At 43.7% G+C, this 20,073-nt stretch carries 14 protein-coding genes; 9 read left to right on the forward strand and 5 right to left on the reverse strand.

Going from position 1 to position 20,073, the window contains the following annotated elements; all coding sequences use genetic code 11:
• The first annotated feature begins 6 nt into the window (after positions 1-6).
• Positions 7-1,350: a glycoside hydrolase family 30 beta sandwich domain-containing protein gene (locus MHI25_RS11685; protein ID WP_076303048.1), complete on the forward strand. Its 1,344-nt coding sequence runs from the start codon at positions 7-9 to the stop codon at positions 1,348-1,350.
• A 199-nt stretch (positions 1,351-1,549) separates the two neighbouring features.
• Here MHI25_RS11685 and thiD read toward each other — a convergent pair whose 3' ends face one another.
• Together thiD and MHI25_RS11695 are read right to left on the reverse strand one after the other, a co-directional pair.
• The gene (gene thiD, locus MHI25_RS11690) at positions 1,550-2,362 is read right to left on the reverse strand and encodes a bifunctional hydroxymethylpyrimidine kinase/phosphomethylpyrimidine kinase (protein ID WP_038570000.1); all 813 of its coding nucleotides are present in this window, start codon (positions 2,360-2,362) and stop codon (positions 1,550-1,552) included.
• Between the two features lie 131 nt (positions 2,363-2,493).
• Positions 2,494-3,375: a DUF4850 domain-containing protein gene (locus tag MHI25_RS11695; protein WP_076303047.1), complete on the reverse strand. Its 882-nt coding sequence runs from the start codon at positions 3,373-3,375 to the stop codon at positions 2,494-2,496.
• 181 nt (positions 3,376-3,556) lie between these two features.
• Here MHI25_RS11695 and MHI25_RS11700 point away from each other — a divergent pair, with 181 nt between their 5' ends.
• A complete protein-coding gene (locus tag MHI25_RS11700; protein ID WP_076193817.1) occupies positions 3,557-4,651 on the forward strand; it encodes a glycosyltransferase family 2 protein in 1,095 nt (364 codons plus the stop codon).
• 1,554 nt (positions 4,652-6,205) lie between these two features.
• Positions 6,206-6,334, forward strand: a complete 129-nt coding sequence (locus MHI25_RS11705; protein WP_340395444.1) for a hypothetical protein — start codon at positions 6,206-6,208, stop codon at positions 6,332-6,334.
• Positions 6,335-6,422: 88 nt separating this feature from the next.
• Here the strand turns inward: MHI25_RS11705 and MHI25_RS11710 are convergent, their stop codons facing one another.
• Together MHI25_RS11710 and MHI25_RS11715 are read right to left on the reverse strand one after the other, a co-directional pair.
• Positions 6,423-8,033, reverse strand: coding sequence for a helix-turn-helix domain-containing protein (locus MHI25_RS11710; RefSeq protein ID WP_248548001.1), 1,611 nt, complete (start codon positions 8,031-8,033; stop codon positions 6,423-6,425).
• A 14-nt stretch (positions 8,034-8,047) separates the two neighbouring features.
• Entirely contained in the window at positions 8,048-9,772 is a 1,725-nt protein-coding gene (locus tag MHI25_RS11715) for a histidine kinase (protein ID WP_340034332.1), read from the reverse strand.
• A 256-nt stretch (positions 9,773-10,028) separates the two neighbouring features.
• On the opposite strand from MHI25_RS11715, the gene MHI25_RS11720 reads away from it, so the two are divergent.
• From MHI25_RS11720 to MHI25_RS11740, 5 genes are all read left to right on the forward strand, one after another.
• Positions 10,029-11,633: an extracellular solute-binding protein gene (locus MHI25_RS11720; protein ID WP_340395445.1), complete on the forward strand. Its 1,605-nt coding sequence runs from the start codon at positions 10,029-10,031 to the stop codon at positions 11,631-11,633.
• An 82-nt stretch (positions 11,634-11,715) separates the two neighbouring features.
• A complete protein-coding gene (locus MHI25_RS11725; protein ID WP_076130366.1) occupies positions 11,716-12,639 on the forward strand; it encodes an ABC transporter permease subunit in 924 nt (307 codons plus the stop codon).
• Between the two features lie 17 nt (positions 12,640-12,656).
• Positions 12,657-13,580, forward strand: a complete 924-nt coding sequence (locus MHI25_RS11730) for a carbohydrate ABC transporter permease (protein WP_076130365.1) — start codon at positions 12,657-12,659, stop codon at positions 13,578-13,580.
• Between the two features lie 48 nt (positions 13,581-13,628).
• On the forward strand, positions 13,629-15,233 hold the full coding sequence (locus tag MHI25_RS11735; RefSeq protein WP_340395446.1) for an extracellular solute-binding protein: 1,605 nt from the start codon (positions 13,629-13,631) through the stop codon (positions 15,231-15,233).
• Between the two features lie 22 nt (positions 15,234-15,255).
• Positions 15,256-17,673, forward strand: a complete 2,418-nt coding sequence (locus MHI25_RS11740) for a TIM-barrel domain-containing protein (protein ID WP_340395447.1) — start codon at positions 15,256-15,258, stop codon at positions 17,671-17,673.
• 89 nt (positions 17,674-17,762) lie between these two features.
• Here MHI25_RS11740 and MHI25_RS11745 read toward each other — a convergent pair whose 3' ends face one another.
• Entirely contained in the window at positions 17,763-19,106 is a 1,344-nt protein-coding gene (locus tag MHI25_RS11745; protein ID WP_076280901.1) for a glycoside hydrolase family 30 protein, read from the reverse strand.
• A gap of 133 nt (positions 19,107-19,239) precedes the next feature.
• Between MHI25_RS11745 and MHI25_RS11750 the strand changes: the two genes are divergently transcribed.
• Positions 19,240-20,034, forward strand: coding sequence for a helix-turn-helix domain-containing protein (locus MHI25_RS11750; protein WP_340395448.1), 795 nt, complete (start codon positions 19,240-19,242; stop codon positions 20,032-20,034).
• Positions 20,035-20,073: the final 39 nt, after the last annotated feature.

Genomic DNA, 20,073 nt, shown 5'->3' on the forward strand with positions numbered 1-20,073 from the left:
AACAACATGCCAGAGCTTAAAATTTATCAATCCACCGGGGAGAATACATTGTTTGTAGAGCAAAGTCTGCAACAATTAACTCCAATTGCTGACGCAGAGGCGACCACTACTGTAACTATTGACGAGAATCAAACCTTTCAGGAAATGGATGGCTTTGGAGCATCCTTTACGGATTCATCCGCTTATTTGATTAATCAAGTCCTGGACAACGAACAGAAAAAGGAAGTCATGAGCAAGCTTTTTGACGCACAAGATGGAATTGGTTTGTCCGTATTAAGAAATCCAATGGGGGCATCGGATTATGCTAGAGATATTTATAGCTATGACGATAGACCTGCACAGGAAACGGATACGGAATTAACCCACTTCTCTATCGCACATGATGAAGCAGACATTATCCCTTTGTTGCAACAAGCTCTGGCAATTAACCCTGAGATCAAACTGATGGCTTCTCCATGGAGTGCACCAGGTTGGATGAAGACTAGCGGATCGATGATTGCTGGAGAACTTAAACAAGAATATTATCAGGCTTATGCCGATTATTTTGTTCGATATATTCAAGCTTTTGAAGGGCACGGATTGCCAACTTATGCTGTAACACCACAGAACGAGCCTTTATTTGAACCCAAACACTACCCTAGTATGTTAATGTTGCCTGAGGCGCAAAAAGATTTCATTAAAAACTACCTGAAGCCGAGCTTTGTTAAGCATAACATCGCTACAAAAATTCTCTGCTACGACCACAACTGGGATCGTCCAGATTATCCGTTAACCGTGCTCGATTATGCAAAAGATGAAGTGGATGGTGTAGCTTGGCACTGGTATGGTGGCAATGCGTCAGCGCAATCAGAGGTTCTGAAAGCTTTTGCCGATAAAGAAGTGCATTTTACAGAAGGTTCTGGTGGAGAATGGATTCCTCCGTTTGAACAAGCCTTCTCCAATGTAATGAGAACAGGGATTGATATTCTTAGAAATCATAGTAAATCCTTTGTGTTATGGAATATGGCCTTAGATGAAAAGAACGGCCCAACCGTACCGGGTTTTGGCAAAAGTACTTGTCGTGGTGTTGTGACAGTCAACCAAGAGACCAAGGAGCTTACGTATACGCTCGACTATTATGCGCTGGCCCATTTCAGTAAATTTATTCGTCCGAAGGCTGTGCGTATTGACGCCTCCACCAATCAAGAAGTGATTCGTTCCGTAGCTTTTAAGAATACAGATAACTCTATTGCAGTTGTTCTGTTCAACGATAGTGAAAAGGCTGAGAATGTGGCTTTGAACTTGCCGGGAGCGGATGAATTATCTTTCCGTTTGGCGTCAAAAAGTGCTTTATCCATTTTGATAAAATAATTAGAGGACGTAGCTCAGAAGCACTCGAATCTTGATTCGGGTGCTTTTTTTATGAAAATAATCGTATAAAAAATCAATGTTCGGTAAGCAAAGTTTTGAATTTACGGATTTTCAATAATAGTAAATAAAAATGGCAGTCCAGAGCTGAAGTTCAGCGTCTGGACTGCCATTTATTTTTTGTGTAATTGGATTGCGAGTTCTAACGTTCTAAACGGTAACCACCGTGAAATACAGGACCCACATATTCATTAAACGCAAATCCATTACGAATGGCTGCGGAGACAAAATCTTTAGCTTTTGCAACAGCTTCATGAACCGTTAAGCCATTAGCTAGACCGCCTGTAATTGCTGCGGCAAAAGTACATCCAGCTCCATGATTGTGAGCGGGTTCGATTTTGGCTGTTTGGAATACAGTGTACTCAGAACCGTCGAAGAAGATATCAATCGCTTGATCGCCGCCGAGTGCTTTGCCGCCTTTAACCACGACATTACGTGCACCGAGCTTATGAATCAGACGGGCAGCTTCTTTCATTTCCTCAAGGGTAGTAAGTTTGCCAAGACCTGAAAGAACACCTGCTTCAAACAAGTTTGGGGTGACCACAGTTGCTAGTGGTAGCAATAAGTCACGAATAGCCTCAGCGCTGTCAGGGTTCAAGACTTCATCTTCACCCTTGCACACCATAACTGGATCAATAACTACATTAGTCTGAAGATTTTCTTTGATCGCTTGCTCTGCAACGCGCACAATTTCAACACTTCCAAGCATACCTGTCTTCATGGCATTAACCGGGCCACCAGCGAAAATAGTTTTTAACTGCTCAGCAACAATGGAGGCATCAATTGGATAAACATTATGGTGCCAGCCGTTGTCCGGGTCCATAGTAACGATAGTGGTCAAGGCACTAAAGCCGTAGGTACCATACTCTTCAAATGTTTTTAGATCCGCTTGGATGCCTGCGCCACCACTGGAGTCGCTGCCTGCAATAGTTAGAGTTTTAATAATTTGAGTCATGGTTACGTCCCCTTTATATATGTCTGAATTCATAAACAACGCATTGCATTGATTATAACAAAAAATAGCACCTACGTCTTTCTAAAAGCAAGAGCAAGGTTGAAAATACCTTCCTCTAAAAATTCCCACCCTTAGTCCAGCTTCTCTGCGTTTGGGTCAGCAATGAAGAGCGGTCCATGATTATCTGTAAAGAATTTCATGAGGGTCTCCACTACTTCCTGCTGTGGGGATGTCTGAGCTTGATGTATTCCGATACTGCGGAATAAATAACCCCATTCTCCCTTATCGTAATAGGCAGCACCCTCATCCTGATAGCCATTCGCGTCTGCTTGAAGCGTATATCTGACCGTTCTTGCTTCAGCTCCTGCAGTACCTAAAATATGCTGCTCGCTAAACTTAAGCGGATTATTAATGGTAAATCCCAGCGCGTCAGCCCATTCGGCTTTTTCCGGGAAATAAGCTCCGATTGCAGTAATGGCACAGCCTATACAAGTCCAAGCCGTATCTGAATAGTTCATGTTTTGTTCCGGATGGTTCGGATCCTGAAAGGTAACTCCATAAGAACCGTTAGCGCCGACAACCGCGGTAGCCTGCCATCCGGCAGGAGCGAGTAGAAGATAACCTCCACCGATATCAGGACGGTAGACCAGCGTTGCTTCTACTTGGTTTTTCATGTCTTGAGATAAAGCAAAGGTCATTTCAGGTATGGGGGGGATTTCTGTATTTACATATTCGTCACCACTATCAATATTTAGCTGCGCGAGCGTAGTGTGCAGTGGAATGATGACCTGCCCATTATCGGGATCACTGCTAGGAAATTCGAGCATTTCTTGAGTGGAGCTGGGTTTGTTATCTGCTTCATTATTAGTTTGTGCGTTGGTGGATGTGGGTGGTGTGGTAGGTGTACCCCAGTCGAGCCCTTTATATCCAATCAGCAGCACTAGTACAATTACGACGCACAATATTGAAGTTAAGATCCAGCCGTTTCTAACTCCTCTTCGTTTGGATTTCATATATGTTGTACCTCCTTTGATCTTACTTATATAGACCTAAGAATGGAGTGGAAAGTTTCTTAAATAACCTTTATATTTCTGAAGTTCTTCATGATCGGGCGGGATAGAGTGGGAGTCCGTTTCTTAAACCCTGCATATCAATATAGAAAGAATTTCAAACAAAGCGTGTAGGAGGGCGAGTATGGTTACGATTAGTTTATGTATGATAGTGCGAAATGAAGAAAAAAGCTTGCACCGATGTTTGTCTACCATTGCAAGTCTCGTAGATGAAATTGTTATCGTGGATACAGGCTCGACGGATAAAACAAAAGAGATTGCGTTGTCCTTCGGAGCTGTAATTTATGATTTTGAATGGATTGATAATTTTAGTGCCGCACGTAATTTTGCCTTTAGCAAAGCTACTCAGGAGTACATTTTGTGGCTTGATGCGGATGATTATATAAAGGAAGAGGATCAGATTCTTTTTAAAAAACTAAAAGAAATCCTGCCCGGACATATTCACAGTGTGAACATGCAATATAATCTGGCTTTTGACGAAGCGGGAAATGTCACAGCTAGTTTACGCCGCAACAGGCTGGTTCGGCGCAGCTGCAACTTTCAATGGATTGGGCCTGTTCATGAGTATTTAGAGGTAAGTGGTCCTTCTTTTAGTAGTGATGTCTGCATCACACATGAGAAAGATAAGGAATACACAGATCGTAATTTGCGGATTTATCAAAAACGAGTTGCACAGGGTGAAGTATTTTCGCCGAGAGACCAGTATTATTATGCGAATGAATTAAGGGATCATGCTATAAATGAAGAGGCTTGCAAATACTATGAGATTTTCTTAGCGGGTGGGCAGGGCTGGATTGAAGATAATTTCCAGGCTTGCCTAAAGCTTGCCGAATGCCGGGAACGGTTGGGGGATAAAGACGGTGCATTTGAAGCGTTATGTAAAACCTTGCAGTATGATAAACCACGGTCAGAGTTCTGTTGCCGACTGGGGGCACTTCTGCTGGAAAAAGGCCAGTTGCATCCAGCCGCATACTGGTATGAGCTAGCGATTCAGCTACCGCGGGATAACGATTCGATGGGGATGAAGAATGGGATCTTTTATACCTGGCTGCCGCATCTTCAATTGGCACTTTGTTATGATCGCCTCGGCCAACACGAGAAGGCAAATCATCACAATGAAACGGCGTTGAGTTTTTATCCATCCCATCCTAGTATGTTATACAATCGCACCTATTTTAAAAATCTGCTTGGCGATAAATATGTAGCGCTTCAGGCTTAATTTAGTAAAAGAGATGCCCCAGCCGTTCTGATTATGACTGCTGGGGCATTAATGCGTTTTTGGAGCTTGCAAGATTACTGGTAGTGGGGAACCTTCCCGTGATCCCCGTCAAGCTTCGCTAATTAGCTCCAGATTTCCGCGTACGAAGTAGCTATCGGACTCAGTTGACCTTAAACGTTGCTTTATGGCACATTTGGAATTCTAACGGACCGCATAGTCGCTATTGACCTGAAACACACTCGATTTGGAGCAATATCTAAGGAATAGTTGCACTGGAGTCCGAAACTGTGCTCAAAAGGCGATAAATGGGCGTATAGCGTCATCTGGGTCCGGAAGCATCAGAGGAGAGAGAGTGGGGCGGGTGGTTACTGGCGGAGTTGCGCTGTCCCCTTGATCTCCGGCAATCTTCGCTGATTGGCTCCAGATTTCCGCGTACGAAGTAGCTATCGGACTCAGCCGACCTTAAACGCTGCTATATGGCACATTTGGAATTCTAACGGACCGCATAGTCGCTATTGGCATGAAACACACTCGATTTGGAGCAATATCTCAGGAATAGTTGCACTGGAGTCCGAAACTGTGCTCAAAAGGCGATAAATGAGCAAATAGCGTCATCTGGGTCCGGAAGCACCTGAGGCGAGAGTGGGGCGGGTGGTTACTGGTTGTAAGAGTAAGCTCGGCGTAAATGACTCCGGTAGTGTAGGAGAAAAGGCGTGGCGGATGATTACCGGGTGTAAGAGTGAAGCGCATAGTTACTGGTGGGGTCTTGGTCTTTTCCCGTGATCCCCGGCAAGCTTCGCGGATTTGCTCCAGATTTCCGCGTAGGAAGCAGCTATCGGACCCAGCTGACCTTAAACGTTGCTTTATGCCACATTTGGAATTCTAACGGACCGCATAGTCGCTATTGACCATAAACACACTCGATTTGGAGCAATATCTCAGGAATAGCTGCACTGGAGTCCGAAACTGTGCTCAAAAGGCGATAAATGGGCAAATAGCGTCATCTGAGTCCGGAAGCACCTGAGGCGAGAGTGGGGCGGGTGGTTACTGGTTGTAAGAGTAAGCTCGGCGTAAATGACTCCGGTAGTGTAGGAGAAAAGGCGTGGCGGACGATTACCGGGTGTAAGAGTAAGGTAAGAGGTGTAAGATTCCCGGTAGCGTAGGAGTAAAGGTGCGGTGGATGATTACTGTGTGCAAGAGTGAAGCGGATAGTTACTGGTGGGGTCTTGGTCTTTTCCCTTGATCCCCGGCAAGCTTCGCTAATTAGCTCCAGATTTCCGCGTAGGAAGTAGCTATCGGACTCAGCGGACCTTAAACGCTGCTATATGGCACATTTGGAATTCTAACGGACCGCATAGTCGCTATTGACCTGAAACACACTCGATTTGGAGCAATATCTCATGAATAGCTGCACTGGAGTCCGAAACTGTGCTCAAAAGGCGATAAATGGGCAAATAGCGTCATCTGAGTCCGGAAGCACCTGGGGCGAATGGTTACTGGATGTAAGAGTAAGGTCAGGGGTGTAAGATTCCCGGTAGCGAAGGAGTAAAGGCATTGCGGATGATTACTGTGTGTAAGAGTAATCTCGGCGTAAATGACTCCGGCAGTGTAGGAGTACAGGCGTGGCGTATGATTACTGGGCGCAAGAGTAAGCTCGTAGGTGGATCATTATCAGCAGCGTAGGAGTAAAGGTAGACAGTAATTAATATTCAGAAGATATCCCAAAGAGGGTAACCCAGCATCCATGAACTAGATGCTGGGTTACCCTCTTTTAGTAAGCTGGATTGTATTGTTGTTCCTTCTTATAATCGTTTGGAGGGAGACCTACTTCTTGTTTGAAAAGCTTGGAGAAATAGGAGTAGTTGCTATAGCCGACTTTGTTCGCGACGGTATATACAGACATATTTGTGGTTTCTAATAGATGTTTCGCAGCCGCGATTCGGACGTGGATGACGTAGCTTCCTAATGAAACCCCAGTTTCTCGTTTGAATATCCTTGCCAGGTAATCAGGATTGAGATAAACAATTTCAGCCAAATCATTTCGGGTCAGGTCATCGCCGTAATGTGAATGAATGTATTGTTTGATTTCTTCTGCGACGGACTTAGGTTGGGCAGCAAAGTCACGATATTTCATGGCTGTAGTGACAAGGTATTTAAGATATTCTTCCATATCCTCGATTGAATCCAAAGAGTGCATAGATAATTTATCATTAGTTTTGCCAGAGTATAATTTGTGCGATCGTATCCCTTTCAGATTGAGAAATGAATAGACTAGCTGAACTACATCTAAACGGAACAAGCTAAGGACAGAGGTCTCAAGTGTTCTATTGTTAAGCATGACCTTTAAATATTGTGTAACTTCTTCAAGAAAAGCAGTGAATTTATTCTGGTTCAGCAGCTCTTCCAAATAGGCAAGATCCGGTGGTGTATAGCCCGGTTTATTTTGCTGCAGATAAGCCTCCACCAAAAAGGTCTGATTTCTGCATCTCGTAATTTCCTCATCCATAGTCAGGGATTGTTTTAGAACATTCCCTACATTACTCAGTTTATCGTATAAGCCAATATTGCAGCAGACATCACATTTTAAATAAGGATTCGCCTTTTGAATAAAAGAAGAACATAATGCTTCAAGCAGTTGCGTGTCTGGTGCCTGGTTCCATTTTAAAATGGCGATCCAGTTATAATCTCTATATTCCAGAATGCTTTCGATGGTAAAACAAGGGTGCTGAAACAATTCGTACAATACATTTAGCAGGGCAAAATCAAACAGATCCTTTTCTTCTTTTCCCATGCTGCCATTGTAAGGGAATAAGTTAAATATCAAAGGCTGTAGAGTATCGCTCATTTGATAGGAGAGGTTTTGTTCTTCAATGGCATGTGTGATGTCTGCCAACTTAATCGGAAATGATGTACTGCCACTAACTAGCTTCCGCCAAAAATGTTCAAGAATCTTCGCCTGATTTTTTTGCCAAAAGTAACCGCCCTGAATGGCTTTTTCGTTTTTTTGCTGCTCTTTTGCTTGGGTGACCGCCTTTTGGATGATCAACATCAGCTTGTCAAATTCAATGGGCTTGAGGAAATATTCAAAGCTCTGCAATTCGATTGCTTTCTGCGCATAGTTGAAATCTGCATAATTGGTAAGAAGAATAGTCTGAATACTATAATTTCCCTCGCGAATCCATGCCAGTAATTCCAGTCCGCTGCCCTGCGGCATTTCAATATCTGAAATCAGAATTTGAACAGAATGCTTTTCTATTATTTCACGTGCTTGAGCGACATTATTAGCCGTATAAACAGTATCAATGTGGAGTGATTCCCAATCTATTTTCTTTTGCAATGCGGCAATAACATAAAAGTCATCATCAACAAGCAGTACATTCATAGTTTGCTCTCCATTCATTTAGATTTATCAGGAAGCTTCGGAAGATATAAGATTACACTAGCACCGCCGCCCTCCAAATTGGAGAAGGTGACGGTTGCTCTTTTTAAATATAGGTACTCTAGTCTTTTAAGCGTATTCATAATGCCGATTTGCGTACCTTTACTTTGATCCAAGGGCTCTCCAAGATTAAGTTTCTCTAACACCTGAGGTGGAAAACCGGGACCGGTGTCGGTGAGCTGGATAACGAGCATTTCTTCTTCCTGTTCCATCTGTAATCGTTGTACTGTAAGTCTGATCTCGGCTTCATGTTCGCGTGAAATCGCATATTTAATTGAATTTTCGATAAAGGTTTGCAGCACTAACGGTGGAATTTCCACACTGCCTGCCTGATCCTCTTGTTCGATGTAATAAATAAATGCGTCCTGATAACGTTGCTTTTGAATCTCCAAGTAGGTTCGGACATGCTCGATTTCATCCTCCAACCGGACAAAATTCTCGCCATTCTGAAAAATGTAACGGAAATACTTAGAGGTAGACAACGTCATATTTTCAATTTCTTTATACATATGAATTTGCGCCATGCTATAGATGCTAGTCAGACAGTTTAAGAAAAAGTGTGGTTTAATCTGTAGCTTCATATAGTCCAGCTGTATTCTTTGTTTCTCCAGTTCCTGCTCGTACATAGCGATTTTAAAGGTTTTGATTTGTTCAACCAAGCCTTTAAACTGAGTGTTTGCCTGTTCCAGCTCTATAATCTCACTGCTTTTGAAATCTGCGGGTTGCCCAGACTCATTAATGAAAGCAAGGTTATCGGAGAAGCTTTGAATCGGACCTAACACTCTTTTTTTGAAAAAGAGCAGAACAATGCATAACGTGGAGGTCACAATGAAGAACAATAACATAATAAGCAGCTGGGCAATCATGATTTTTTCGAATATGCCATATTTAATGACCATTTTGGTGCTGAAGGTGGTGTCTGAGAATGCGCTGTTGATTGTTGTACGCGATTGCAAAAGATTAGCGAATCCCCCATTTTCCGTTATTAACGTTCCGCTATTGGAGATCGGACTGGTTAAAGGCTGTTCATTCTCATCTACTAGAGAAACATAACCATTGGCGCCAAGATTAATTTGGCGTAGCGGCCGGATCAGATTATCTGCGGAGATCAGTCCAATTAAATAACGATTGTAATAGGGCACGATATTAATTACATAATAATGGTTGTTCACAAGAATAGGCGTCCATTTGGAATAAAACTTCTCATACATCTCCTTATCATCAATATAAGAAATAATCTTCTTTTTCAGCTCCCTGTAATCCGTATAGGTTACGCTGATCGGTGCACAATTCAAAAAATAGGTCTCATTTTTCAAATAGTAGAAGAAGTTATACTCATGCCCGTAGTTTTTTTGCAGCTCGGTAAAGCGTTTGAACAGATTATCATTTGCTTTTAAGAACTCGATACTGTTGACCCCGTAAGTATTCATCGTTAGTAAGCTCTCATCGTTCCCAAGCGTCCAGCCCATATAGTGATTAATGTAGGCAAAATCATGATTAATACGATTGATGTAAAGCGCCGCAGTATCCTGCAAATTTCGAGTGGACTGCTGCTTAACGATGGAAATGGAAGCGATGCTGATTCCTAAATCCAGAATAAGGACTGTGAATGAAACCAACATCATGACTTTTATATAATGGCGAATGGGGTAGGTTTTGTGTTTCGCTGTTTTTTTGATCATAAAGTCATTATAAAACCTCTGCGTGAAAAAAACATAAGAACTCGCTATCGATTTCCCTCAAAGTCCGGATAGCACATACAGAAGTCGGGATACTGTTATTTAATTTCCCCAAGTAGAGCATTTAGCTTTTGTATTTTTTGTAAGCGAATTCAAAGGTCTGGATAACCGTCTTAATGTGTCCGGAATACGAAAAAATAAGAAGTTATTATAAAGCTATTCAGATGCATTTTGATAAATTGAAATGGGGGATTAAGAGATGAGTCAACACAGTAAGAAAAAAACTGCAAAGAAATGGACTGTGGGTCTGCTGGCGGCTGCGATGGTATTTGGAATTGCTGGCTGCGGCGGTAACAACGGGAATAATGCAGCGACAAATGAAACGAGCAGCTATAACAAAAAAGGTCTGCCGATTGTGAATGAGCCTGTGACACTTAAAGTGCTGACTGTCCGTTGGGGGAGTATGGGGGACACCTTTACGCAAAACCAATGGCTGAAGGATCTGGAGAAAAATACGAATGTCAAAATCGATTGGCAAGTAATGTCCTCCAATGACTGGGGTGAGCAGAAGTCGATTATGCTGGCAAGTGGCACGCTTCCGGATATCGTTTTGGGAGATCAAACCTTTGGGGATGCCGATATCGTAAATAATCTGAGCTTTTTCCGGCCGCTTGATGATTATATCGAGCAAAATATGCCTAATCTCAAAGCAGCTATGGAAGAAACCCCAGAAATGAAAAAAATCAGCACATTTCCTGACGGGAAAATCTACTCCCTGCCAACAAGACTTCCTGCACGTCCAAAAAGCTCACGTCAGCCTGTGATTAACAAGACCTGGCTGGACAAATTGGGCTTGAAGGTGCCTGAAACGATTGATGAGCTTTATAACGTGCTCAAAGCTTTTAAAGAACAAGATCCGAATGGGAATGGAAAACAAGATGAGATTCCTTTTATTGAAATTGGTAATGACTTGATTAGTCCTTTCGGAATTGCCGATTTAAATAACAATAATATGATCATCAAGGACGGAAAAGCGATATATTTCCCTATTTCGGAGGAGTTCAAAGAAGGTCTCAAATGGGAAAATAAATTGTATGCGGAAGGCTTGCTAGATAAAGAGGTATTCACTCAGGACGATACGATGAGATCGGCTAAGTTCCAGAATCCGGATGCTCCAATCGTAGGCTTTACGTACCAATGGACTCCAGACGCCGTGTTTGGGAAATGGAGCGATCAATATGTGACGATTCCACCGATTGCCGGACCAGATGGTAAACGTTATACGATCGGGAATCCGATTGGGATGAATCTTAACCGTAATGAGCTGCTGATCACCACGTCCTGCAAATATCCTGAGGTTGCCGCACGTTGGGCAGATCAGTTCTATACTGACGAAGCGAGCATTCAGAATTTCTGGGGTGCGATTGGAACGGTTATTAAGAAAAACGATGATAGCACTTATACATTGATGGATCCACCAGCTGGAACCAGCGCAGATGCTTGGTATTGGGATCAATCGCTACGTGATTTTGGACCGAAATATGTGAGCCCATCATTTGAATCGAAAATTGTCCTGAACCCTGAAAGTGGAGATGGACTGAAGCTGCAGCTGGATAAGCTGGGCAGTGAATATGTAACCACACCTTTCCCTAACGTAATGTACACTTCTGAGGAGTTCGAGGAGCTGCCAACCTTGACTACGGATATCGACAGCTATGTGAATACTATGCGGGCGCAATTTATTAGCAAAGGCGGAATTGACGAGGGCTGGGATGCTTATGTGAGCAAGCTTAATAAAATGGGACTTGAAAAGTTAGTTAAGATTCGCACGGATGCTTACAGCCGTTATATGAACGTGAAATAACCTATTCGTCTTTCGAAAAAGGTGCTGCCCTGCAGGATAGCTGTGGGGTAGCATTCTCTATTTTAAATAAGGAGGGGATGTCATGAAATCTAGTCCACTTCATTTCGGGCGGAAATTCGGACAAATCAAACAAAATTGGGGTCTCTATCTATTGCTTTTTCCTGCTGTAGTTCTGACGTTATTATTCGCGTACAAGCCAATGTACGGGGTGCTGATTGCTTTCAAGGATTATAGCCCGGCGTTGGGAATTGGAGGCAGCCCTTGGGCAGGATTCAAATACTTCGAGAAATTCTTTCATTCCTATCAATTTTCATCAACGATTAAAAATACACTGATCATCAGTGTGTACAGTCTGATTACCTTTCCGATTCCAATTATACTGGCGCTGATGGTTAACCAGATGAGACCAAACCGGTTCAGACGTTTTTTCCAGACGGTGTCCTATATGCCGCACTTTATCTCCACGGTAGTAATGGTGGGTTTAATGATGATTTTGTTCTCACCTAGCACCGGACTGCTGGGCAATATATATAGTCTTTTTGGAAAAGAAGCTCCTGATCTGATTGGCTCCGCTGGATTATTCAGCAGTGTATATGTTTGGTCGGATGTGTGGCAGCATGTCGGCTGGGACAGCATTATCTTTATCGCTGCGCTCTCCGCAGTTGATCCTAGCTTGTACGAGGCGGCAACCGTAGACGGAGCAAGCCGGATGCATAAAATTCGTTATATCGATATTCCGATGCTGATGCCAACAGCGATAACCTTGCTTATTTTGCGGGTCGGTGGATTGCTTGGGGTTGGTTTTGAAAAAGTGTACTTAATGCAAAATGACTTGAACATCACTTCAAGCGAAATTCTTTCTACTTATGTCTACAAAATTGGCTTGCTCAGCAGTCAATATAGCTTTTCCTCGGCGATCAACCTGTTCAACACCGTTATTAATTTTATTTTATTGATCATGGTCAATCAGATTTCTAAAAAACTAAGCGAAAATAGCTTGTGGTAGAAGGGAGGAGAATTGAAATGGGAGGTTTAGAGACAGTTACTAAAGGGAATGTGGGGAAAATAAAGAAGAATCGTTCTTCGGATACTATAATGGAAATAGTGATGTATGTTATATCAGCAATTTTTCTAGTTATCTTAATCTATCCGCTATATTTTATCGTCATTGCTTCGTTCAGTGATCCTTCCGCGGTGGCGGGGGGGCAGGTTTGGTTATTTCCTAAAGGGTTCACCTTCGATGGTTACAAAGAGCTGCTGCGTCATGAAAATATTTGGATCGGTTACTGGAATACCATCATGTATACGGTGGTAGGGACGGCAATCGGTTTAATTGTAAATATTTCTGCGGCCTATGCGTTGTCCAGAAAGGATCTTGTGGGACGGAAATATCTTTCCCTGTTTTTCATCTTTACGATGTTTTTTAATGGAGGGTTAATTCCGACTTTTCTAACGATCCGTGATTTCCATCTGTACGACACATTTCTGGTGATGGTACTGCCTTTCTCCGTTGGGGTGTTTAACATTATCGTTGCCCGCACCTTTTTTCAGTCGAGTATTCCGGGAGATTTATGGGAAGCTGCACAGATCGATGGTTGTGGAAATCTTCGTTATTTTGTACAGATCGTTTTGCCACTATCGAAGGCTATTATTGCCGTACTGGGTCTATGGATCGCCGTTGGTTACTGGAATTCATATTTTAATGCCTTGATCTATTTGAAAAATCCTAATATGTATCCCTTGCAGCTGATTCTGCGAAATATTCTGATCACCAATCAGATGCAGTCGGGGATGGGAACCGGGGAAGCTGCGCAAATCGCACTACGACTCGCCAATATGATGCGTTATTCTGTTATTATCGTGGCAACGGTTCCGATCATGTGTGTGTACCCCTTTGTACAAAAATACTTTAACCAAGGGGTAATGATCGGCGCAGTGAAGGAATAGTACATTCAGCTATTTTACTAACATTCATTCGTAAGGAGCAAGAACGTTATGAAAAAGCAACAAAAAAACAGGATATATAGAACAATCACCGTCATTCTTTTAGTGACAACGTTGCTTGCTAGCCTTACTGCCTGTAAAGGGAGCAATGGGGTTAATTCTGTTGAACCTGAGCCGGGTGAATTTAATAAAGAAGGATTGCCGATAGTGGATAGGCCTGTGACGCTGAAAGTACTAACTGTTCGGTGGGGAAGCATGGGAGATTCTTTTACCCAGAATGAATGGCTCAAGGATTTGGAAAAGAACACGAATGTCAAAATTGAGTGGCAGGTGATGTCTTCCAATGATTGGAGTGAACGGAAGTCTATTATGCTGGCAAGCGGCACACTTCCAGACATCATTTTAGGGAGTCAGACCTTTGGAGATGCGGATATCGTCAATAATTTAAGCTTATTTCGGCCGTTAGATGATTATATTGAGCACAACATGCCTAATCTTAAAGCAGCTTTGGAAGAAACACCGGAAATGAAAAAAATCAGCACCTTTCCTGACGGGAAAATCTACTCGCTGCCTGCAAGATTACCCTCACGTCCTAAAAGCTCACGTCAGCCTGTGATTAATAAAACCTGGCTGGACAAATTGGGTTTGAAGGTACCGGATACGATTGATGATCTTTATAGCGTGCTAAAAGCCTTCAAAGAACAAGATCCGAATGGAAACGGAAAACAGGATGAAATTCCGTTTATCGAGATAGGGAATGATTTGATCAGTCCCTTTGGGATCGCGGATTTAAATAATAACTTTATGGTGGTCAAAGACGGAAAAGCAGTATATTACCCTGTTTCAGAGGATTATAAAGAGGCTCTCAAATGGGAGAGCAAATTATTTAAAGACGGATTACTTGATAAAGAAGCATTCACTCAAGACGAAACGATGAGATCGGCAAAGTTTCTAAATCCGGATGCCCCAATCGTAGGCTTCTCTTATCAGTGGACCCCAGACGCCGTATTTGGCAAATGGAGCGATCAATATGTGACCATTCCGCCAATTGCTGGACCAGACGGGAAGCGCTACACCGTTGGGAACCCGTATGGGATGAATCTGGAACGCAATGAGCTGTTGATCACTACATCCTGCAAGTATCCAGAAATTGCTGCACGCTGGGCGGATCAGTTCTATACCAATGAAGCCAGCATTCAGAATTTCTGGGGTGCCATTGGAACGGTGATTAAGAAAAATGACAACGGTACGTATACATTGATGGACCCTCCAACCGGCACCAGTGCGGATGCTTGGTATTGGGAACAGTCACTCCGGGATTTTGGGCCGAAATATGTAAGCCCAGCTTTTGAAAAGACCATTTTTCTAAATCCTAAAACCGGAGATGGACTGAAGCTACAACTCGATAAGCTGGGAAGTGACTACACAACACCACCTTTCCCCAACGTAATGTACACTGCAGAAGAGTTTCAGGAGCTACCGACCTTGACCACCGATATTGATAGTTACGTCAATACAATGCGTGCTCAATTTATAATCTCAGGTGATATTGACGAGCAGTGGGATGACTATGTGAAGCAGCTACGGGGGATGGGCCTCGAAAAGATGGTGAAAATTCGGACAGATGCTTTCAGCCGTTATATGGGCGTTGAATAACAAGAAATGAGGTTTTTACTTGATGGGAAATATAATGAAAGAGCCAACCCCTTTGGCAGCCCAATTAAAGCTGCATTCTGAACCAGGCAGTAATGCTGACGCGATTATTCAGGGGGAGTGCTATCGGTTCACTGTCTTAACTCCGGAGCTTATCCGGATGGAATATAGTGAGGAAGGTTTTTTCGAAGATCGGGCGTCGCAGACCGTTGTGAATCGCAATTTCCCGGTTCCAGAGTTCCGCGTAATGGATCTGGGGAATAAACTTGAGTTGATTACGGAGCGCCTGCATTTAACTTATGACAAGCAGCCTTTCTCCCGGCATGGTCTCAATGTTCGGGTGAGAAACGAAGCGGGTCACCTAATGAGTGTCTGGAATTATGGAGATACAGTCCAAGATTTGGGAGGGACTGCACGTACCCTGGATAATGCAGATGGTGCCATTCCGCTGGAGCACGGACTACTTTCACGTGCGGGGTATACGTTAATTGATGATAGCACCTCCCTAGTACTGGAAGAGGATGGACGGGTCGAGCTACGGGCGTTGGCTGGCCTCGATGTTTATTTTTTTGGATACGGTCATGATTATTTGCACTGCTTGAAGGATTTCTATCACCTTTGCGGTCGTACGCCCCTATTGCCACGTTATGCCCTTGGCAACTGGTGGAGCCGTTATTACCGATATTCAGAAGAAGAATACAAAGCGTTAATGGAGCGGTTTGAGCTCGAGCGAATTCCGTTCTCCGTCGCTGTTATAGATATGGATTGGCATCTCGTCGATATTGATCCGCAGTACGGCAGTGGCTGGACGGGTTATACCTGGAACCGGGAACTGTTTCCGGAGCCTCAAAGATTTTTGGCATGGCTGCATGAAAAAGGCCTTCGAGTAACGCTCAACGTACATCCAGCAGACGGTGTACGGGCGTTTGAAGATCCTTATCTGGCCATTGCTGCGGAGATGGGGATGGACCCGGAAAAAGGGGATGCTGTGGAATTTGATATCACGGATCCGAATTTTTTACAGGCGTACTTTAAGTTTCTGCATCATCCGCTAGAGGATGAAGGTGTGGACTTCTGGTGGATTGATTGGCAGCAGGGTGGAGTGACTAAAGTACCGGGACTAGATCCGCTTTGGATGCTGAACCATTATCACTATCTGGATAGCGGCCGGCGAGGCAACCGGCAGATTACTTTTTCCCGTTATGCAGGTCTTGGCAGCCATCGTTATCCTGTGGGCTTCTCTGGAGATACCATTGTTACTTGGGAGTCGCTGGATTTCCAGCCATACTTCACAGCCAACGCCGCTAACGTGGGATATGGTTGGTGGAGCCATGATATCGGGGGCCATATGAATGGTTATTTAGACGATGAGTTGGCAATGCGCTGGGTGCAATTCGGTGTGTTTTCACCTATTCTGCGGTTACATAGTTCTGCTAGTGCCTTTAACAGCAAGGAGCCATGGCGATTCAATAAGATTGCGGAAGATGTGATGAAGGATTGCCTGCGCTTGCGGCATAGTTTACTTCCCTATCTGTACACCATGAATCGCTACGCCAGCCGCGATAGTCTTCCGTTAATCCGACCGATGTATTATCATCATGCGTTGTCGAATGAAGCCTATGAAGTGCCCAATGAATATTATTTCGGAACGGAACTTATTGCCTGTCCGATTACACAGCCGGTCAACCCAAAGGTAGGCGTTGCCGAATTTAAGGCTTGGTTACCTGAAGGGATTTGGATAGATTTTTTTAACGGAAGAGTGTACGACGGTGGCAGAAAGCTTTCTCTTTATCGCAATCTTGAGAATATCCCTGTATTAGCTAAAGCGGGTGCTATTGTGCCTATGGCAGATCTGACGCAATTTACCTCTTCAGTGGATAATCCGAAGCATATGGAGGTCCGTGTATTTGCGGGAGGAAGGGGTCATTTTCATCTTTGGGAGGATGAGGGCGATACTGCGGAGGATCAGGACGATCAATGGTGTGATACAGAAATGATCCTGGAAATGGGGGATAGAGCGAGCTTCAAGATCCTCTCTGCTAAGGGAAATACAAAGGTTGTGCCTGAGCGGAGATCGTGGAAGCTGTCCTTTGTTGGTTTTGCTGATACGAAGGTACAGGTATTCGCTGGCGGCACAGAAATCGAAGCAAACATGGACTATGATGAGGCTACACATACGCTTACGATCATGATTTCGGATCAAGCGGTAGAGCATTCATTGGAGGTAACGTTCACAGATGCCCGGATTGCGGTGAATTCGGTAGATGATGAGGTGTTCAGCCTTCTGAACCGTGCGCAAATTCTTTTCCAATTGAAAGAACAAATTTACCATGTAGTCAAAGCAGCAGTAACGCCGATGGCAGCCCTGGCTTCTCTTGCCTCGTTGGATCTTGAACATACACTGTATGGAGCGTTATGCGAAATACTGTCGGCAAGACTTTAAGCACTATTTCATTTAATTTAATAAAAAAGGAGGTTCTCTCTGTGCGCTGGCATAAAGAGAACCTCTTTTTTATTAGGAATGAACCGCTGCTACTTAATTAGCAGGGTTTGAATGGCATGAGCCGGAATCATGTTCTCAGCCAGTTCGTCATGGAAGCGCAGGGTGAATGGAAGCTCTTGCTCTGTGCAGTTCATAACGATAACAGCAATAGTGCCATCAGGGTTGCGGAAAGCTGTTGTTTCAAGCTTATCTGTATATTTGGAGAAACCAATGCGTTTAGCACCCGGACGAATATATTTACTGAAGTGCCCGATGTAATAGAAAGAGCTCTCAAAAGTAATTTCATCGTTTTTGGTATCTCCGATAATTGGAGCGTCACAGTAATTTCCTACATGATTAGGTCCACCTTGCTCATCCAAGACAATGTTCCAGTCTGTCCAGCTCGACATCCAGTTGTTCAGATTGCCAATAATATCATGTCCGTAACGTTCACCGGTGTTCCATGAGCCGAGATGAACGCCACCTTCTTGGCAGCCTTCGCTGAAGAACAGCTTTTTATCTGGGAAACGATCATGTACAGCAGAGAGGGCTTCGAAGTGATCACCGGAATACCAGTGGAAGCAAATTCCCCATATGTATTTGGACGCTGCTTGATCTTCAAAAGCAACCTTAGCACGGTCATATACCCGTTCTTTGTTATGATCCCAGATCATAACTTTTACATGGCCCAAGCCCGCTTGTTCCAGAGCAGGTCCCAAGTAGTCACGCACAAAATCCTTTTCTTCTTCAGCGGTATACAAGCAGGAATCCCATCTTTGTACAGCTTTGGCTTCATTCTGAACACTGACAGCCCAGATATCAATCCCTTCTGCAGCGTACGCCTCAATATATTTAACGAACATGTTAGCCCAAGCCTCACGATATTCAGGCTTAAGAGCTCCGCCTCCGTTCATTTGCCCGTTTGTCTTCATGAACGCTGGAGGACTCCATGGGGAAGAGAACAGACGGAAATCTTCACCTACTGCTGCGGCAGCATTTTTTATGAGGGGGATAATTGATTCGTGATCTCTGGAAATATCGAATGAACGTAGCTCCGCATCGCCTTCCTCTACATAAGCATAGTTGCCCAGTGAGAAGTCGCAGCTTTGGATGTGTGAGCGGCAAAGGGTGTATCCGATGCCGTGCTCAGGATGAAAATAAGCGTCAATGATTTCTTTTTGTTTAGCTTCACTAAGTTTAGCGATAGTAACGGCAGAGGACTCCGTAAGGGCTCCACCAAAGCCTTCAATTTCTTGATACTCCAGATCATCATAGATATTGATTAGCTCTGATTCGACTCCTGACGTATCGGGAAGGAAAATCAGAGGGTCCTTTTCTGTTAAACGATCCGTGGTTTCTTTAGCGGTTTGAATGACGCGAATAGTTTTACTCATAATGGTTGATAACCTCCTACATATGAATTCTGTCTTTATTATAGAAGGAGATTCACTGCACTTTGAAGAAACAATATGGCTAAGAACCTCAACAATCTGGTCATTGATTACTATAGAAAGAGGAGCAAATGCGATGGAAACAAACAGCATTCAAATTAGTTTGTGTGGATTTATCCGCCATACTCAGCCTTTTCGGCAACTATATCGCAGTGGGTTGGATACCTATATCATCAGGCTGCAAGCCGAAGGGGAATGTGAAGTCCTCATTGATGGAGAAATGACTACCGTAGTACCTGGGGATCTACTATTATTTAAGCCCTATGATATATATGATCTGAGAATCGGTGAAAAGAAAAGTCCTCTGGGACATAGTGTGGACTATTTTGTAATGTGTACAGGGGAATGGGTGGACCACTGGTGGAACCTGCGTGAGCGACCCAAAAAGGTTAGAATTGCGGATGATGGTAAGCTGCAAAGTATATGGCAACAGCTTGATCTGGAGAATAGAAGACTAGACGGGGGTAGCCCTGAAATACTTGAAGCACTATTTAAAGCTTTATGTTTGCTGTTAGATCGGGCTATGGAAGAGGCACCTGCATCATCTTCGGCTTCGCTTCTACACGGACTTAAGATGAAGAGTTATGTGGAGGAGCATGCTACTTCAGAGATCAGACTAAAGGACGTAGCCGCTCATGCTGGAATTAGTGTGACAAGGGCCGTACATTTATTCAAAATCCAATTCGGTTATTCTATTATGCAATATGCGGGGCAAATCCGGCTTGCGATGGCACTGAGATTAATGGACAATACTAATTACACCTTAGAGCGTATAGCAGAGGAGACGGGGTTTGGAAGTTATACCTATTTTCACAGGGTGTTTCGGGAGCGTTATGGTGTCTCGCCAGGTATCTATCGAAAGAGAGAGTAGAAGGTTTAGCAGTAAAAACAAGCTGCCCCATAAATCACA

It is taken from the genome of Paenibacillus sp. FSL E2-0177, from assembly GCF_037992975.1.
Taxonomy (GTDB): Bacteria; Bacillota; Bacilli; order Paenibacillales; family Paenibacillaceae; genus Paenibacillus_AQ; species Paenibacillus_AQ odorifer.

Excerpts from the sequence above, each read along its gene's own strand:
- MHI25_RS11685 (WP_076303048.1), top strand. The coding sequence starts at position 7 with ATGCCAGAGCTTAAAATTTATCAATCCACCGGGGAGAATACATTGTTT.
- MHI25_RS11700 (WP_076193817.1), top strand. The coding sequence starts at position 3,557 with ATGGTTACGATTAGTTTATGTATGATAGTGCGAAATGAAGAAAAAAGC.
- MHI25_RS11730 (WP_076130365.1), top strand. The coding sequence starts at position 12,657 with ATGGGAGGTTTAGAGACAGTTACTAAAGGGAATGTGGGGAAAATAAAG.
- MHI25_RS11720 (WP_340395445.1), top strand. The coding sequence starts at position 10,029 with ATGAGTCAACACAGTAAGAAAAAAACTGCAAAGAAATGGACTGTGGGT.
- MHI25_RS11735 (WP_340395446.1), top strand. The coding sequence starts at position 13,629 with ATGAAAAAGCAACAAAAAAACAGGATATATAGAACAATCACCGTCATT.
- MHI25_RS11710 (WP_248548001.1), bottom strand. The coding sequence starts at position 8,033 with ATGAATGTACTGCTTGTTGATGATGACTTTTATGTTATTGCCGCATTG.
- MHI25_RS11725 (WP_076130366.1), top strand. The coding sequence starts at position 11,716 with ATGAAATCTAGTCCACTTCATTTCGGGCGGAAATTCGGACAAATCAAA.
- MHI25_RS11695 (WP_076303047.1), bottom strand. The coding sequence starts at position 3,375 with ATGAAATCCAAACGAAGAGGAGTTAGAAACGGCTGGATCTTAACTTCA.
- MHI25_RS11745 (WP_076280901.1), bottom strand. The coding sequence starts at position 19,106 with ATGAGTAAAACTATTCGCGTCATTCAAACCGCTAAAGAAACCACGGAT.
- MHI25_RS11740 (WP_340395447.1), top strand. The coding sequence starts at position 15,256 with ATGGGAAATATAATGAAAGAGCCAACCCCTTTGGCAGCCCAATTAAAG.
- MHI25_RS11750 (WP_340395448.1), top strand. The coding sequence starts at position 19,240 with ATGGAAACAAACAGCATTCAAATTAGTTTGTGTGGATTTATCCGCCAT.
- thiD (WP_038570000.1), bottom strand. The coding sequence starts at position 2,362 with ATGACTCAAATTATTAAAACTCTAACTATTGCAGGCAGCGACTCCAGT.
- MHI25_RS11715 (WP_340034332.1), bottom strand. The coding sequence starts at position 9,772 with ATGATCAAAAAAACAGCGAAACACAAAACCTACCCCATTCGCCATTAT.